The organism is Halapricum salinum (assembly GCF_004799665.1).
GTDB classification, from domain to species: Archaea; Halobacteriota; Halobacteria; order Halobacteriales; family Haloarculaceae; genus Halapricum; species Halapricum salinum.
The window spans coordinates 3,314,864-3,330,206 of sequence record NZ_CP031310.1 but is presented as its reverse complement, the minus strand read 5'-3'; the positions used below and the strand labels follow the sequence as shown (position 1 = coordinate 3,330,206).

Sequence of the window (15,343 nt, the reverse complement as noted above, 5' to 3'; positions counted from 1 at the left end):
AGTACTGTCGGTCTGTTTCGCATCGACCGCACGACGTCGTGCGGTCGGAGTGGTAAATCGCTCTCAGTCGTCGGCCACTGCGTGGCTTTCCACGGGGTCGCTGTCGCGGCGGAACGCGTCGTCGAGGTGGGTGAACCCACGCCAGCGAGCCCACACTAGGACCAGCAGGATCGTCACGGCTATCATCGCCGTCTCGGTGAGGGCGGCCTCGCCGACCCACAGTGACGGTCCGTCGATCTCCAGGCGGATCAGTGCCGGCAACCCTCCCTCGACGTTGAACAGCGACGTGAGGCCGACGTTGAACGCCCAGTGGAGGCCGATCGAGAGCCACAGTCGCCCCGTCAGCACGTACGGAATCGCGAGGAGCACACCCGCGAGCCAGAAGTGCAGGTAGTCCATCGCCGTCAGCGAGTCGCCGTGGAACTCTGCGAACACCAGCGAGGAGACGGCCACCGCGATCACGACGGGGACGCCCGCGAGCCACCGCCGTGGGACGAGACGTCCGAGCGGCCGGACCAGTCCTGAGGGGACGCCTTCGGTCGCGTTGGTCACGAAGTACCCCCGGAACAGCAGTTCTTCGAGGAGAGCTACCGCGGCGTAGGTCGCGACGCTGAGGCCGAAGGCGACGACGAACAGTCCGTCCTCGGCGACGAACCAGCCGTCGATCGTTCCCCACCCCATCGCGAGGTAGATCGCCAGGACGCCGCCGGTCGTGAACAGCCCGAAGCCGACACCGACGAGAAGTTCGCGCCACCAGCGATGGTCGACCCGAAGCCCGAGCGATCGTAGCCGACGCCCATCGAGAAACCGAACCGCCAGCCAGGCCGTCAGCAGCCCTGTGAGAGCGATGCCGAACGGGGCTGCGTACTCTCCGAGGCCGGGCAGGAGCGACTCGATGGTGACCATCGTCGCGATCGTGATCGCGAGATAGAGCGCGAGCATCGTCGTGATCCGCCAGCCGGCACGGAGCCGGCGCTCGCGGCGGTTCCAGAACGGCCACGCCAAGCCTTTCCGTACCGTACCCAACGAACCCATACAGAGATGTACGTCTGGGTTAGAAATAAAATTTCAGTGACACGAACTGCCCTGGGTCGGTCTCACTCGCTACCGAAGGTCCCGCATCGCGTAGTAGAACCGCTGGAGGGCGGTGAAGTGGCCGACGACGGCGAAGACGACGAGCAGCCAACCGACGATGGTCAACCCTTCGATCGGATCGGTGACGACCGCGGCCGCGCCACCGACGAACCCGATCAGGACGAGTCGGTCAGCCCGGCCGAGCAGGCCGCCGTAGACCCGATCCAATCCCACGGCCTGGGCCTGCGTGCCGAGATAGGAAGTCATCAAAACGCCGGTCACCGCAGCGAGGCCGAGGTCGTACCGGGCGATGCCCGCGGCCAGGCCGACGAGGATGACGATGTCAGCGTAGCGGTCGAGGACGTGATCGAGCAGGTCTCCGGCCTCGCTCGCGACCTCGAGTTTCCGCGCGAGCGCGCCGTCGATCAGATCGAGCCAGCCGTTCAGAAAGACCAGGATCGCACCGACGGCGTAGAAGATCGGTTCGTCGCCACCGAGATAGAACGCGCCGGCTGCACCGCCGGCGAGCACGATCGCGAGCACGCTCACGGCGTTCGGTGTCAGGCCGAGTTTCGCGGCACCCCGAACGAACGGCCCCAGCGCCCGGTCGGCCAGCGGCCGGAGTTGGTCGAGCGTCATAGATACTCCATGTAGTCGACGGTTCCAGCACTCGGTTCACGATCCCCGGCGATGACAGCTTCGATCTCCGCGGCGACTTCCTCGGGCGTCCGGTCGGTCGTCTCGATCTCGTAGACGCGCTCCTCGCCGTGGTTCTGCACGGCGTGACCTAACACGACGTCCAGCGCCTCGCTCTCGGCGTTCTCCCGCGCCGAGCCGGCTGACTCACCGCGCTCGTTGAGTCGGCGCTCGATCTCTTCGGGCGTACACCGCAGGACGACGACCCTGTCGGCGTCGAACTCGTGGGCCAGATGGGACTCGACGATCGCGTCGCCGTGGCCGTCGAGCCACTCGGCCACGGCGTCGAGATCAGCCACGAGCGAGTCTCGGTCTTCGTCGCGCCCAGTCGTGAAGTTGCGCTCGCGGATGACGTCGTTGAGGTGAATTACCTCGAAGTCGGTGTCGAACTGGTCGAGATCGAGGTGCTCGACGGCCGTCGTCTTGCCCGTGCCGGGTGTCCCGGTGACGACAACCCTCATTCCCCCATCCCCCGTTCAGTCTTCGACATCGGCCAGCACCTCGTTGATGGTTTCGACGGCCTCGGGCGTCTGCTCGCGCGTTCCACAGGTGATCCGGATGCACTCCTCCAGGCCGAAACTCGAACAGTCCCGGACGATGACGCCCTCGCGCTGGCAGTCGTCGGCCACGGCGCTTGCGTCCCCGACTTCGGCGAGGACGAAGTTCCCGCCGCTCTCCCACGTCTCGGCCTCGAGGTGCTCGTGCATGTACTCGCGGGCCCAGCGAGCGGTTTCGATCGTCTCTTCGAGGAATTCGTCGTCGTCGAGGGCGGCCAGTCCCGCGCGACAGGCGATCTCGCTGGCGGCGAAGGGCGTGTTCACCCGGGCGTAGGCGTCACCCCACTCGGCGGGCGTGATCGCGTAGCCAAGCCGGATCCCCGCCAGCCCGTAGGCCTTCGAGAACGTCCGGAGGACGGCCACGTCGTCGCGCTCGCGGACGAGTTCGACCTTGCTCTCCCGCTCGGTGAACTCGCCGTAGGCTTCGTCGACGACCACGAGCGTCTGCTCGTCGGTCTCTGCTGCGATCTGCTCGACTTCCTCGATGGTGACCTCCGACCCTGTCGGGTTATGCGGACTCGTGAGGTAGACCATCCGCTCGCCGTCGTAGGCGTCGAGGACGCGCTCGGGCGACTGGTGGAAGTCCTCGGCCTTCGAGATGGGAAACTCCTCGACTGTGCCGTGGTGATACCGGGCGGCCATCCCGTGATAGGTGAAATCGGGGTCGGGCACGAGGACGGCCTGGCCGGGGTCGAGCATGGCGCGCGAGAGGTAATCGAGCGCGCCGTCACCGCCGTTGGCCAGCCAGATCTGTTCGTCGTCGACGTTCCAGCGATCGGCCAGTTTGGCGATGAGGTCCGTGTGCGATGACTTGGGATAGTAGTGGACGTCTTCGGCGACGTCGCGGATGGCCGCGACGGCCTTCGGTGAGGGCCCGAGGGCGTTCTCGTTCGAGGAGAGTTTGATCAGGTCGTCGGGATCGAGACCGAGTTCCCGGGCGACCTCCTCGATGCCGCGGCCCGCGCGGTAGATCGAGAGATTCGAGAGGTCCCGTGGTTCCATACCTGTGGCAAGCGGACGGCGGGTCTTAAGCGTGCCCAAGGCGTGTCGACGCGTTTCGTCCGACAGACTGACCTGCCGTGTCGTATTGCTAACCGCCACGGCTGACCTGCCGTGTCGTATTGCTAACCGCCACGGCTGACCTGCCGTGTCGTACTACCAACCGAAACGACTACCACGCGAGCCAGTAACTATCAGTCAGGAAATGCCGCTGCTGATCGACATTCGAAAACTCCGCATCATCAATCAGTTGATGCGCAGCGGAACCGAGAACGTCACCGAGGCGCTGGCGACGCTGGCCGACGTCGAATCGAGGGTCGATATCAAGAGCCTCTCGTTCGTCGAGCCGGCCGACATCGCCGCCGAGATCGGCACCGACGAACTCTACAGTGCGTCGATCCAGCTTCGAGAACCTCCCTACGGTGTCTTTCTGCTCACCTTCCCGCGGGAAACCGGCGAAGAGATGGCCGCGCTGATGACTGGGACAGCGGTCGACGGTGAGTTCAACCAACTTCAGGAGAGTGCACTCCAGGAGATGTGTAACATCCTCACCTCGGGATTCATCGACGGCATCGCCAACACCCTCGGGACGACCATCGATATGGAGACGCCGGAGCTGCGCTACTCCAGCGGGGTTACCGTCGCCGAACAGACCCTCTCACACGTTCGCAAGGACTCGCTGTCGATCGTCCTCGACTCGATGATCGACGTCGCCGACGAGGACGCGGCGTTCAAAGTTCGAGTCTTTTTGGTCCCCGATCCCGGCTCGTTCGTCAACCTGCTCGATCACCTCTCGGTCGAGGAGATCGCCGACCGCGCCGAATCAAAAGGCGAACTCCCCTGATTCTGTGGCCGTGGATCCTCCACATTGAAGGCGGTCCCGTTCCCCCACTCGCGTATGAGTATCGAGCTCGCAAGCCTGTACGCGATCCACCTCGTCTTCGCCGGTCTCTGGGCCGGCGCTGTCGTGTTCGTGACGTGGGGAATTCTCCCGCTCGCAAGAGACGGAACTCTCGACGCGGCCCCGCTGGAATCGATCACCGGACGCCTGAAATTGCTCTCCCGGGTCAGTGCCGTCATTCTCCCGCTCACCGGCATCCGGATGGCGATGTTGTTGAGCTACACCGAGACAGCCATCCTCTTCGAGACGACCCGCGGCCACCTCCTGATCGGGATGATCGTCCTCTGGCTCGTGTTGATGGGGCTGGTCGAGGTCGGCGCGAGCAAACTCACGTCGGGGACGAGCCAGCAGAAGGTCCGCGAGCCCGCTCGCGAGGCCCGGCCGTTCCTTCTCGCGGCGACTGCCGTCGCCGTCCTGCTGCTGATCGACGCCGGTGCAATCTCCGGTGGACTGTAACCGACGACTCTATCTTTATCTCTTTCTGATAATTTCAGTCGATGTTAAGGTATCCGCGAGCGAATAGTCTGGTAGACCAGCGATCGAAGCGCTGGTACGGTGTTCATTATGAAAGGCATACAGGACGCAGTGGCGATCGTAACGGGCGGGAGTACTGGTATCGGGCGCTCGGCGGCCATTCGCTTCGCTGAGGAGGGGGCATCGGTCGTCGTCGCCGACGTCAACGTCGACGACGGCGAACAGACCGTCGCCGCCATCACAGACGCGGGTGGCGAAGCGACGTTCGTAGAGACGGACGTCAGCGACGAGGCCGACGTCGAGGCGATGGTCGAGACGGCAGTCGAGACCTACGGCGGGCTCGACTTCGCGTTCAACAACGCGGGGATCGAAGGCGAGACTGGCTCGGCCTCCGAACAGCCGACGACCAACTGGGAGCGCGTGATCGACGTCAACCTCAAGGGTGTGTTCAACTGTATGCGCGCCGAGATTCCGGCGATGCTCGAGAGCGGTGGCGGTTCGATCGTCAACACAGCCTCCATCGCGGGCGTCGTCGGCTTCCCAGGGCTGAGCCCCTACGTGGCCAGCAAGCACGGTGTGATCGGGCTGACCAAGACGGCTGCTATCGAGTTCAGCGGTGACGGCGTTCGGGTCAACGCGATCTGTCCGGGCGTCATCGAGACGCCGATGGTACAACGCTCTCAAGAAGACTCCCCCGAGCAGATGGAGCAAGTGAAAGCCGCGACGCCGATGGGTCGGATCGGCCAACCCGAAGAGATCGGCGACGCTGCCGTCTGGCTCTGCTCGGACGACGCCTCGTTCGTCACCGGCGAATCGCTGGTCATCGACGGCGGCTACGTCACGCAGTAAGGCCCAGTCACCGCCGCTGAGGCCTCAGTTCCCGCCGCACTATTGTTGCGCGAGGCGCTCTACGATGTCGTCTGCGACCCTGAGTGCGAGCGCTGCGATTGTCAGCGTCGGGTTCATCGCGCCCGCAGTGACGAAGACGCTACTCGAAGCGACCCAGCAGTTTTCGAGGTCGTGCGTCCGGCAGCTGGGATCGACCACGCTCGACGCTGGATCGTCGCCCATCCGGGTCGTCCCCATGTGGTGGAACGCCGGCCCGGTCGAATCCGGGCCGACGACCCACTCGACGTCGGCGTCGAGTTCGTCGAGGATCGAGCGCTGGACCTCGTTTGCCCGTTCGATCGTCGCCCGATCCCGGTCGCTGATCGACCACTCGATCTCCGGGACGGGATTGCCGTGATCGTCCGTCCGCTCGGTGTCGAGCGTGACGCGATTGTCCGCGCGGGCCTCCTGCTGGACTAGCCCGGCGACCTCGAGATAGTTGCCGTAGGTCTCGCGTAGACTCCCGAGCAGGTCGTCGCCCCATTCGTCGGCGTGGAGGGCATCCTCGACGGGCGAGGGACCGGCGTAGTTCAGGAATTCGAGTTTGATCGGCATGTGGTCGTCGCTGTCGTAGAACTGGTGGGTCTCGGTCGTGTTGAAGCCGACGTGCTTCTGACGCGTGGGACGGTCGACCGTCCCGCCGACCCGCGCTGCGAGGTGCTCCGTGAAGAACCGGCCCACCAGCCCCGACGAATTCGCGAGGCCGTCCGGATACTGTTCGCTCGAAGAGAGCAAGAGGAGTCGCGGAATCTCGATCCCCCCGGCCGCGAGTACGAACTCGCGGGCTTCTTGCCTGTGCTCTTGGCCATCCGGGGTCGCGTAGACCGCGGCCTCGACTTGCTCGCCCGCGTCGTCGTGTTCGAGTCGTTGAACGGGCGCGCGGTCGATCACTCGCGCACCTTCGTCCTCGGCTTTCCGGACGTGGACGGTCGCGTCGTACTTCGCGCCGGAGGCACAGATGGGCTTGCACGTCCCGTAGCCGACACAGGCACCGCGGCCGTCGTAGGGTTCGGAGTTCCGAGCGTTCGGAATCGAGTGGGTCGTGATCTCCAATCGCTCGCAGGCAGGGGCGAAGATCGAGTCGCTGTGCGAAGGCGGAAACGCCGGCAGCGGAAACGGCTCGTTCCGCGGCGGTGCAAAGGGGTTGTCGTCGGCCCCGGCGACGCCGATGGCCTGCTCGGCGTCGGCGTAGTACGGCCGCAGGTCACTGTAGTCGATCGGCCAGGGATCGCCGCCGTTTTCGCCGTCGAAATCGCGTTCGTGCAGACGCATCACCATCCCCTGCCAGTGGAGGCTGGTCCCGCCGACGCCTTTCACGCGAGCGTGATTGAGGGGATAGTGCATCTCACCCGAGGAGGTGTAGGCGTCACGCGGCCCGCCCACGTCCCAGACTGACTGGGGTGGGTGGGCGGGACGGATCGACCGTTCCATCCGCTCGATCCGCTCTTCGAAGTCGAATCTGGGGCCGGCTTCGAGGACGACTACCTCGTAGCCCGCGCTGGCCAGGCGGTGGGCGACGAGCGCGCCTGCCGGTCCCGCACCGACGATACAGACGTCGACTCGCTCCGAAGCGGACCGATCTCGCGCCATTCGGCGTGGCTTAGGCAAGCCTAAACTTAGGCGTTGTCGTTGCGGCTCGGGAGCCAGGGGCGTGGTTGGGGCCAAGAATCTGCGGTGACGACGGAAAATCGGGCGTCAGCGGGACGGTGGAGGGCCGAGCGCCAGCGAGGTGGAGGAGCGTCGCTGTCAGCGGGTTCTCAGCCGTGGTGGATTCGGCGGTAGGCCACGTAGGAGTACACTGTCGTCACGAGCGCGACGACGGCGACGGGGCCGACGAGGAACGCCGTCGCGTACTCCGGGACGACGAGCGCACCGAGGGTGACGACGCCGGCTACTTTGAACAGGGGTCCGGCTCGCTCGTGCGTTCGGTCCCACACCTGCTCGTCGGTCAGCGTCCAGGGCGTTCGGATGCCGACGAACCAGTTCTGCTCGGCGCGGTCGAGGACGAACCCGACGGCGACGTACAGCGCGGCCACGGCCGGCGTGACGAGCTGGAAGATAGACGCCTCGACGCCGACGTTGACCAACAATAGGACGGCGTGGACGTACGACAGCAGTGCGACCGTCCCGACCGCGAACCACTCGTAAGCGGCCTGAAACTCCCGGATGTTGCTCCCGAGCGGATCGATCCGTGGGATGACGGCGAACATCGCCAGGATGGCGACACTCAGCGCAGGGAGGAGAGCCATCGCGACCCAGCGAGGCGCGTAGCCGTCCGCCTCGCCAGCAGCGTTCCAGTGGGTGACGACCTCCTGGGGGAGTTCTGGGGCGGCGAGCAGGCTCGCGACCCCGGCGGCCGCGGCGATCGCCAGACCGAGTCCGTACCGATGCGTCGAGTGCATGGGTGTGTGACCTCACTCGGACCATCGAACGGATACGGTATAAAAAAGGGAACAGAGTTTCAGGCTCGGAAAGTCGGGCTTCGCCACCTGCGTCGTGGCTGGTCTGTCACTCCGCCTGCCGGACCTCGTGTTCGAGCGTCCCCACGCCCTCGATCTCGACTTCGACGTGATCGCCGTCGGTCAGCGGTCCGACGCCCTCGGGCGTCCCGGTCGCGATCACGTCGCCCGGCTCCAGCGTCATGTACGCCGTGATCTCCGCGATCAACTCCGGGATGGAGAAGATGAAGTGCTCGATCGAGGAGTCCTGGCGCGTCTGGCCGTTGACCCGCAGTCGAATGGCCGCGTCGTCGGGAATATCCTCGGTCAGGACCGGCCCCATCGGCGCGGCGTTGTCGAATGCCTTCCCGCGGATCCAGTTCTGCTCGCGGTCCTGATCGTCACGGTTCGAGATGTCGTTGAAACAGGTGTACCCGCGGATGACATCTTCGGCGTCCTCCGGGGCGACGTCTTTGCACTGGCGGTCGATGACGACCGCGAGCTCGGCCTCGTGCTCGACCCGATCCTTGCCTTCGGGGAGCGTGATCGTCGAGCCGTGGGTCGCGACGGCGTTGGGCGGTTTGAGAAACAGCAGCGGCCGGTCGGGTACGTCCTCGCCACGTTCGTCGGCGTGTCTGGCGTAGTTACGCCCGACGCAGACGATCTTCGTCGGTTCGGACGGGGCCAGCACGTCCACCTCCTCGAGGTCGTAGGCGTCGTCGCCGAAGTGAACGTGGTCGTCGTGCCACAGCCCCTCACGTACGGTGCCAGCCGGATCGCGGAATCGTACGTCGTCCATACCCGGAGCCACGACCGGCCGGGAGAAAAGCCTGCGGGACCGCGGCTGGCCCTGACGACTCAGGTTCGATCCCTTTTCCCCGCTCGGGCTCGAAACTCTGGTATGGAAGAACAGCGCCGGGTTCGCGTGCTTCCCGGCCCGGAGTCGGGGACGCTTCGGCTCCTCGATCGGGAAACGTTCGATCCGGTCGTCGTCCGGCTCGACGGGAGCGACGCGCGTCTCGACGACGTCCACCCTGGATATCTCCTCGACGCAACGCTCGACTGGTCGGCCCCCGAGCCGGCAGTCGAGAGATTCACTGTGCAGCGGTCGACGCTGTACACGTTCGCCGACGGGATCGAACCGGTGTTCGAGGTCGCCCGAGACGTCTGGCAGGAGGCGCGCGCGAGCGGTGACGGGATGAACAGCCGCGTGACACACAACACCGACGGCGAAGCCAACGGCGTCTGTTACGTCTTCGCCGAGCCCCCACTCGAAGATCGACTCACGGAGTTCCGCGAAGGGGCACGGCCGATCGAACCGCTGATCGACCGAGTCAACGAGAGTGCCGACGTCGCTCCGCGGGAGGTGTTCGTCCTCCGACCGGCGGACGGTGCGTTCGTCGTCGTCACGATCGCCTTCGAGAAGGGCGGCCACTTCGCGGATACGCTTCGGGAGACGTACTCGTGTGAGCGGCCGGCCGAACCGCTCGGGTGAGGGGCGGCTGTCCTCCTCTCAGCCGTGTGGCGTGAACGGGAAGACTCATCACTGGTCGAGATCCAAGATGACGGATATAATGACCGTGCTGGATCCCGGTGTCGTTCGGTCACGCCCCCCACACCGGCCGGCAAAGAGAACGACTCTTGGGCGCGAACGACTATCTCTGGATACAACGATGACGACCCTTCTTTCGACACCACGGATGGCCTGGCTCGAGGTGATGGAATGACACGGGAGTTACAATCGACGCGTCGCCGATATCTGGCAGGACTCGGCGCGACGGCAGTCACTGCCGGGTTGGGACTCGGTGCTGGGACGGCGTCGGGGACCGTCGCCGAGGCTGGATGGACTCAATTTGGGTACGACACGGCGAATTCGGGCCACGCCCCGGGAAACCGTGGGCCGAAACTGAACATCGAACAGCGGTGGCGGTTTCGGTCGTCCGGGGCTGGTTCGTCAGCAGCGGTCACCGAGGACACGGTGTTCGCCGGCCTCGACGACAACGTCTACGCGATCGCGACCGACGACGGTTCTGAGCGCTGGCAAGCGCGGTGGCAACAGACGATCACGTCGGCGCCGTCGGTCCGCGGCGATTTCGTCTACGTAGGTGCGGAGAACAACATCTACGGCCTGAATCGTGCCGACGGCGACACTGAGTGGGTGGTCAGCACGAGCGGGAGAGTGACAGCCGCGCCGGCAGTCACGTCCGAGATGGTGATCACCGGCAGTCAGGACGGCTGGATCTACGCGCTCGACCGTCAGAACGGAAGCGAGCGCTGGTCACGGAAGACCGATCTCTTCGACTCCGTTTCTGCGGGCGCTGCCGTCGCGGACGGGACCGTCTACGTCGGTGACGAACGCGGATTCGTCTACGCGTTTGCTGCAACGGACGGCTCCAAACAGTGGCGCTATCGCTGTCAGGGGGCGATCGAGAACGCGGTGAGTGTCGTCGACGGGACCGTCTACGCCAGCGACGCGACCGGGCGTGTCTACGCGCTCGACGCTAGCGACGGTTCCGAGCAGTGGGTCTTCGACTCCGAGAGTGCGGGGACGTCGTCGGTCGCCGTCACCGACGAGGCAGTCTACGTCGGCAGCGAGGACGGCTTCCTCTACGCGCTCGACGTCTACGACGGCTCGGAGTCGTGGTCGTACCAGACAGCTGGTGCAGTCCACGCGCCGGCAGTGGCCAACGGCGTCGTCTACGCGGGCAGCGAGGACGGGTCAGTCTACGCGCTCGAAGCGGACGGCGGAGACGAACAGTGGACGTTCGACACCGGTGGGCCAGTCGAATCGTCTCCAGCGGCGTACGACGGGACCGTCTACGTCCAGAGTAGCGACCGCGGTCTGTTTGCGATCGAGCAGTCGGTCGAGGCCGTGATCTCCTTCAGCCCGGAGAAACCGGCCGCCGACGAACGAATTCGATTCGACGCCACGGGGTCGAAACCGTCCGACCTCATCGTCTCCTACGAGTGGGAGATCGACGGCAAGACGCTGAGCGGTGAGACTGCCGGCTACTCGTTTTCGACGAAGGGCAATCGAGACATCCGGTTGACGGTCGAAGACAAGTTCGGAAACGTCGATACGGCAATCCGTACGGTTCCAGTCGCAGGGATCGCACCGACGGCCGGGTTCAGCGTCTCGCCCTCGAATCCGAATCCAGGCGACACGGTCATCTTCTCGGCCGGGCGCTCCTCGGACCCGGACGGGGAAATCGTCGAGTACAACTGGGTCATCGGCACCGATTCGTACTCGGGATTGACAGTCCCCTATACGTTCCCCGAGACGGGATCGTACTACGTCGAGTTGACCGTCATCGACGACGACGGTGCCACTGATAGCGTGAGTTCGAACGTTCGTGTCGAAGCGGCGACGACGCCCACGCCGACGCCTCCAGATACCACGACAGCCACCCCGACGGCTACGCCCACCCCGACAGAGACACCGACGACGACTCCGTCCGAGGCGGCTCTGGATGGCCCGGACAGTGGATCGGCCGGCGGTTCGACTGGCGGCAGTGGCGACTCGATGGACGAGTGGCTACAGATCGGGACCGGCGGTCTCGCGAGCTTGCTCGGCCTCGCCGGCTGGCTCCACTTCGACGTGACCGGGTCCGACGAACCGACCGACTCGGCGACTGGCGCGCCCAGAGCAGCCGACGGCAGCGGGGTCGAGTCGACCGACGGGTCGGCTGGCGAGACGGAGTCAGACGAGTCCGCTCCGTCCGAATCCTCGACCGAGACCGAGTCAATGGACGAAACCGGCGGATCGGCCGGTGACGCGGCGACGGAAAGTGACCGGGATTCGAGTGCGGAGACGACGCCCACGGACGACGAGTCGCCCGACGAGTCAGCGTAACGTCGTTTCTCAACCCTTTTATCGCCGTGCCGGTATTGTCCCAACATGAGCGAGCAGGACGGGACGTCCGACGCAGCCGACGACGAACGAGAGACTACGGAGTCGGAAGCGAATGGAGACGCCGAGTCCGGAGCGGCGTCGACGGCGGCCGGAGAACAACCACAGGACGAGGACCACTCGTCAGAATCGACCCCGTCCGAGCAGGCGGCCGACGAGGCCGCCGATGAAGAGACCGACTCCGACGCTGGGACATCGAATAGAGACGTGGCCTACGAGTCCCGGGACGACAGCGACGTTGATCTCGACGTGGCAGACGACATCGTCGAGTACGTCGAGTCGACACCTGCAGCGGAAGTCGCCGACGAGATCGCGACGCTCCGATTCGAAGTCGACACGCTCGAATCTGACGTCGCCGAATACGAACAGGAGCTCGAGGATCTCAAATCGAGGATCAGGCGCAAACAAGCCGACTTCGAGAACTACAAAAAGCGGATGCAAAAACGGCGCGAGGAGGAACAGGCCCGTGCGACCGAGGATCTCGTGACGAGATTGCTCGACGTTCGTGACAACCTCACACGAGCGCTCGAACAGGACGAGGATACCGACATTCGCGACGGCGTCGAATCGACGCTCAAGCAGTTCGACCGCATCCTCGAAGACGAGAACGTCGAACCAGTCGAGCCAGAACCCGGCGACGAAGTCGATCCAGAACGACACGAAGTTCTCGTCCGGATGGATTCCGAGCAGCCCCCAGGGACGATCGCGCAAGTGCACCGCCCCGGCTACGAGATGGCCGGGAAAGTGATCCGGACGGCACAGGTCGCCGTCAGCGAAGAAGAGTGATCGATTTTTGAGAGTAGTGGACGCGATCGAGCACTCTGAAAGCGGTCGGTTTATATGCATCGGACAGACGGCTACCTGAGCGCTCAGACGTCGTTCCGTGGCTGTATTCGTGGGGGCGTGTGTCGGGCTGTCTAGCAACTTTTAACCGGGTCTGACGGATAGGTCAGCCTAACATGGCATCCAACAAGATCCTCGGTATCGACCTGGGGACGACGAATTCCGCGTTCGCGGTGATGGAAGGTGCAGACCCCGAAATCATCGTCAACAGCGAAGGTGACCGGACGACGCCCTCCGTCGTTGCGTTCGACGACGGCGAGCGACTTGTCGGCAAGCCGGCCAAGAACCAGGCCGTCAAGAACCCCGACGAGACGATCGCCTCGATCAAGCGCCACATGGGCGAGGACGACTACACGGTCGAACTCGACGGCGAGGAGTACACACCCGAGCAGGTCTCGGCGATGATCCTCCAGAAGATCAAACACGACGCCGAAGAGTATCTCGGCGACGAGATCGAGAAGGCCGTCATCACGGTTCCCGCCTATTTCAACGACCGTCAGCGCCAGGCGACCAAGGACGCCGGCGAGATCGCCGGCTTCGAGGTCGAACGGATCATCAACGAGCCGACCGCCGCCTCGATGGCCTACGGCCTGGACGACGATTCGGACCAGACCGTCCTGGTATACGACCTCGGTGGGGGGACCTTCGACGTCTCCATCCTCGATCTCGGTGGTGGCGTCTACGAGGTCGTCGCTACGAACGGTGACAACGACCTCGGTGGGGACGACTGGGACGAGGCGATCATCGACTGGCTCGCCGAGGAGTTCGAGAACGACCACGGGATCGATCTGACCCAGGATCGGCAGGCGCTCCAGCGTATGAAAGACGCCGCCGAAGAGGCCAAGATCGAACTCTCTTCCCGGAAGGAGACCGAGATCAATCTGCCCTTTATCACTGCGACGGACGACGGCCCGGTCCACCTCGAACAGAGTCTGACTCGCGCGACGTTCGAGAGTCTCACGGAGGATCTGGTCGACCGGACGGTCGGCCCGACCGAGCAGGCGCTTTCTGACGCCGGCTACGACAAGAGCGACATCGACGAGGTGCTGCTGGTCGGTGGCTCGACCCGGATGCCGCAGGTACAGGAGAAAGTCGAGGACCTCACCGGCAAGGAGCCGAAGAAGAACGTCAACCCCGACGAGGCAGTCGCGCTGGGTGCTGCCATCCAGGGCGGCGTCCTGTCGGGTGACGTCGACGACATCGTGCTGCTGGACGTGACGCCGCTGTCGCTGGGTGTCGAGGTCAAAGGCGGCCTGTTCGAGCGACTCATCGAGAAGAACACGACGATCCCGACCGAGGAGTCCAAGATCTTCACGACGGCCGCCGCGAACCAGACGCAGGTGCAGATCCGCGTCTTCCAGGGCGAACGTGAGATCGCTGCCGAGAACGAGCTACTCGGCGAGTTCACCCTCGCGGGTATCCCCCCAGCCCCCGCGGGGACCCCGCAGATCGAGGTCACCTTCTCTATCGACGAGAACGGCATCGTCAACGTCTCGGCAGAGGACAAGGGCTCGGGCAACAAGGAAGACATCACCATCGAGGGTGGTGCCGGCCTGAGCGACGACCAGATCGAGGAGATGCAAGAAGAGGCCGAGAAGCACGCCGAGGAAGACGAGCAGCGCCGCCAGCGCATCGAGGCCCGCAACGAGGCCGAGGCGGCGGTCAGGCGTGCCGAGACGCTTCTGGAAGAGAACGAGGAGAACGTCGACGACGACCTCGCGACCTCGATCGAGGAGAAGATCGACGACGTGGAGGAAGTCCTCGAAGACGAGGACGCCGACACCGAGGACTACGAGGAGGCTACCGAGACCCTGACCGAGGAACTGCAGGAGATCGGCAAGCAGATGTACCAGGAGCAGGCCCAGCAAGCCGCTGGCGGCGCTGGTGCCGGCCCGGGCGGCGCAGCGGGAGCCGGTCCAGGCGGTGCAGCGGGCGCTGGCGGTGCGGCCGGCCAGGGCGAGGAGTATGTCGACGCCGACTTCGAAGACGTCCAAGAAGACGACGAGGACGAGCAGTAGCGAGTCCGAGGAGTCTTCTTGGGCCCGGAAGTCGAGTGTAGCGACGTCTTCCGGAGTTTCAGAAAGCGACCGATGGGAGCTTTCTGAAGACGAGCAGTAGCGAGGTTTTCCAAGAAGACGACGAGGACTGAGTCGTCTGCTCGATCTGGACTCCGAAGAGGAACGAGAGCGAAGCTCCCGAAAGAACTGTTTATTTCTGTCGAAGGATGCCGAGTAGATCGTCTGACGGCGATGTCTCGAAGTGAAGACGGTCCCCCAGAGAGTCGCGAACAGTCGCTTCGGTCGAGGTGTGAATTCGGGAGACTGCGGGCGTGAAAGTCCCGTTTTCTCGTCGCGAAACAACCGGAACAACCCGAAACGATCGGTTGGGTCTTTTAGGTAGTACGACGAGAGACGGGACATGAGCGTCGCCCGCGTCCAGTGTCCGAACTGTGGCTTCGAAGTGGAAGACGACACGGAGTGCGCCCTCTGTGAAGCGGCCCTCGACGACGACACTGCCCAGGAGTAGCCCCCCAGCGAGGACAGCCAGCAGTTCTTGCACCCTG

At 64.6% G+C, this 15,343-nt stretch carries 14 protein-coding genes; 7 read left to right on the top strand and 7 right to left on the bottom strand.

Annotation, left to right across the window (positions count from 1 at the left end):
* Positions 1-63: 63 nt before the first annotated feature.
* The 4 genes from DV733_RS16400 to hisC form a co-directional block, all read right to left on the bottom strand.
* Positions 64-1,035, bottom strand: a complete 972-nt coding sequence (locus DV733_RS16400) for a CPBP family intramembrane glutamic endopeptidase (protein WP_049993047.1) — start codon at positions 1,033-1,035, stop codon at positions 64-66.
* A 69-nt stretch (positions 1,036-1,104) separates the two neighbouring features.
* Complete coding sequence (locus DV733_RS16395; RefSeq protein ID WP_049993046.1) at positions 1,105-1,713, bottom strand: CDP-alcohol phosphatidyltransferase family protein; 609 nt, start codon at positions 1,711-1,713, stop codon at positions 1,105-1,107.
* The gene (locus tag DV733_RS16390) at positions 1,710-2,231 is read right to left on the bottom strand and encodes an adenylate kinase family protein (RefSeq protein WP_049993045.1); all 522 of its coding nucleotides are present in this window, start codon (positions 2,229-2,231) and stop codon (positions 1,710-1,712) included. Before DV733_RS16390 ends, DV733_RS16395 begins: the two co-directional genes overlap by 4 nt.
* A 15-nt stretch (positions 2,232-2,246) precedes the next feature.
* Positions 2,247-3,329, bottom strand: a complete 1,083-nt coding sequence (gene hisC, locus DV733_RS16385; RefSeq protein ID WP_049993044.1) for a histidinol-phosphate transaminase — start codon at positions 3,327-3,329, stop codon at positions 2,247-2,249.
* 202 nt (positions 3,330-3,531) lie between these two features.
* Here hisC and DV733_RS16380 point away from each other — a divergent pair, with 202 nt between their 5' ends.
* From DV733_RS16380 to DV733_RS16370, 3 genes are all read left to right on the top strand, one after another.
* The gene (locus tag DV733_RS16380) at positions 3,532-4,170 is read left to right on the top strand and encodes a chemotaxis protein CheC (protein ID WP_049993043.1); all 639 of its coding nucleotides are present in this window, start codon (positions 3,532-3,534) and stop codon (positions 4,168-4,170) included.
* A 54-nt stretch (positions 4,171-4,224) separates the two neighbouring features.
* Positions 4,225-4,683 (top strand): CopD family protein, encoded by a 459-nt coding sequence (locus DV733_RS16375; protein ID WP_049993042.1) that lies wholly within the window; start codon positions 4,225-4,227, stop codon positions 4,681-4,683.
* A gap of 108 nt (positions 4,684-4,791) precedes the next feature.
* Entirely contained in the window at positions 4,792-5,550 is a 759-nt protein-coding gene (locus DV733_RS16370; protein WP_049993041.1) for an SDR family oxidoreductase, read from the top strand.
* A 39-nt stretch (positions 5,551-5,589) separates the two neighbouring features.
* On the opposite strand, the gene DV733_RS16365 is transcribed toward DV733_RS16370, so the two are convergent.
* The 3 genes from DV733_RS16365 to DV733_RS16355 all read right to left on the bottom strand — a co-directional run bounded on the left by DV733_RS16365 (position 5,590) and on the right by DV733_RS16355 (position 8,826).
* On the bottom strand, positions 5,590-7,179 hold the full coding sequence (locus tag DV733_RS16365) for a GMC family oxidoreductase (protein ID WP_049993040.1): 1,590 nt from the start codon (positions 7,177-7,179) through the stop codon (positions 5,590-5,592).
* 167 nt (positions 7,180-7,346) lie between these two features.
* Positions 7,347-7,991, bottom strand: coding sequence for an SdpI family protein (locus DV733_RS16360; RefSeq protein WP_049993039.1), 645 nt, complete (start codon positions 7,989-7,991; stop codon positions 7,347-7,349).
* A gap of 106 nt (positions 7,992-8,097) precedes the next feature.
* Positions 8,098-8,826, bottom strand: a complete 729-nt coding sequence (locus DV733_RS16355) for a fumarylacetoacetate hydrolase family protein (protein WP_049993038.1) — start codon at positions 8,824-8,826, stop codon at positions 8,098-8,100.
* Positions 8,827-8,928: 102 nt separating this feature from the next.
* Here DV733_RS16355 and DV733_RS16350 point away from each other — a divergent pair, with 102 nt between their 5' ends.
* The 4 genes from DV733_RS16350 (at position 8,929) to dnaK (ending at position 14,798) form a co-directional block, all read left to right on the top strand.
* Complete coding sequence (locus DV733_RS16350) at positions 8,929-9,522, top strand: DUF6663 family protein (protein ID WP_049993037.1); 594 nt, start codon at positions 8,929-8,931, stop codon at positions 9,520-9,522.
* 228 nt (positions 9,523-9,750) lie between these two features.
* Positions 9,751-11,880 (top strand): outer membrane protein assembly factor BamB family protein, encoded by a 2,130-nt coding sequence (locus DV733_RS16345; protein WP_049993036.1) that lies wholly within the window; start codon positions 9,751-9,753, stop codon positions 11,878-11,880.
* A gap of 45 nt (positions 11,881-11,925) precedes the next feature.
* Positions 11,926-12,723 carry a nucleotide exchange factor GrpE gene (gene grpE / locus DV733_RS16340; protein ID WP_079979379.1) on the top strand — a complete coding sequence of 266 codons (798 nt, stop codon included), beginning with the start codon at positions 11,926-11,928 and terminating at the stop codon, positions 12,721-12,723.
* A 173-nt stretch (positions 12,724-12,896) separates the two neighbouring features.
* Positions 12,897-14,798: a molecular chaperone DnaK gene (gene dnaK, locus DV733_RS16335; RefSeq protein ID WP_049993035.1), complete on the top strand. Its 1,902-nt coding sequence runs from the start codon at positions 12,897-12,899 to the stop codon at positions 14,796-14,798.
* The last annotated feature ends 545 nt before the right edge of the window (positions 14,799-15,343 follow it).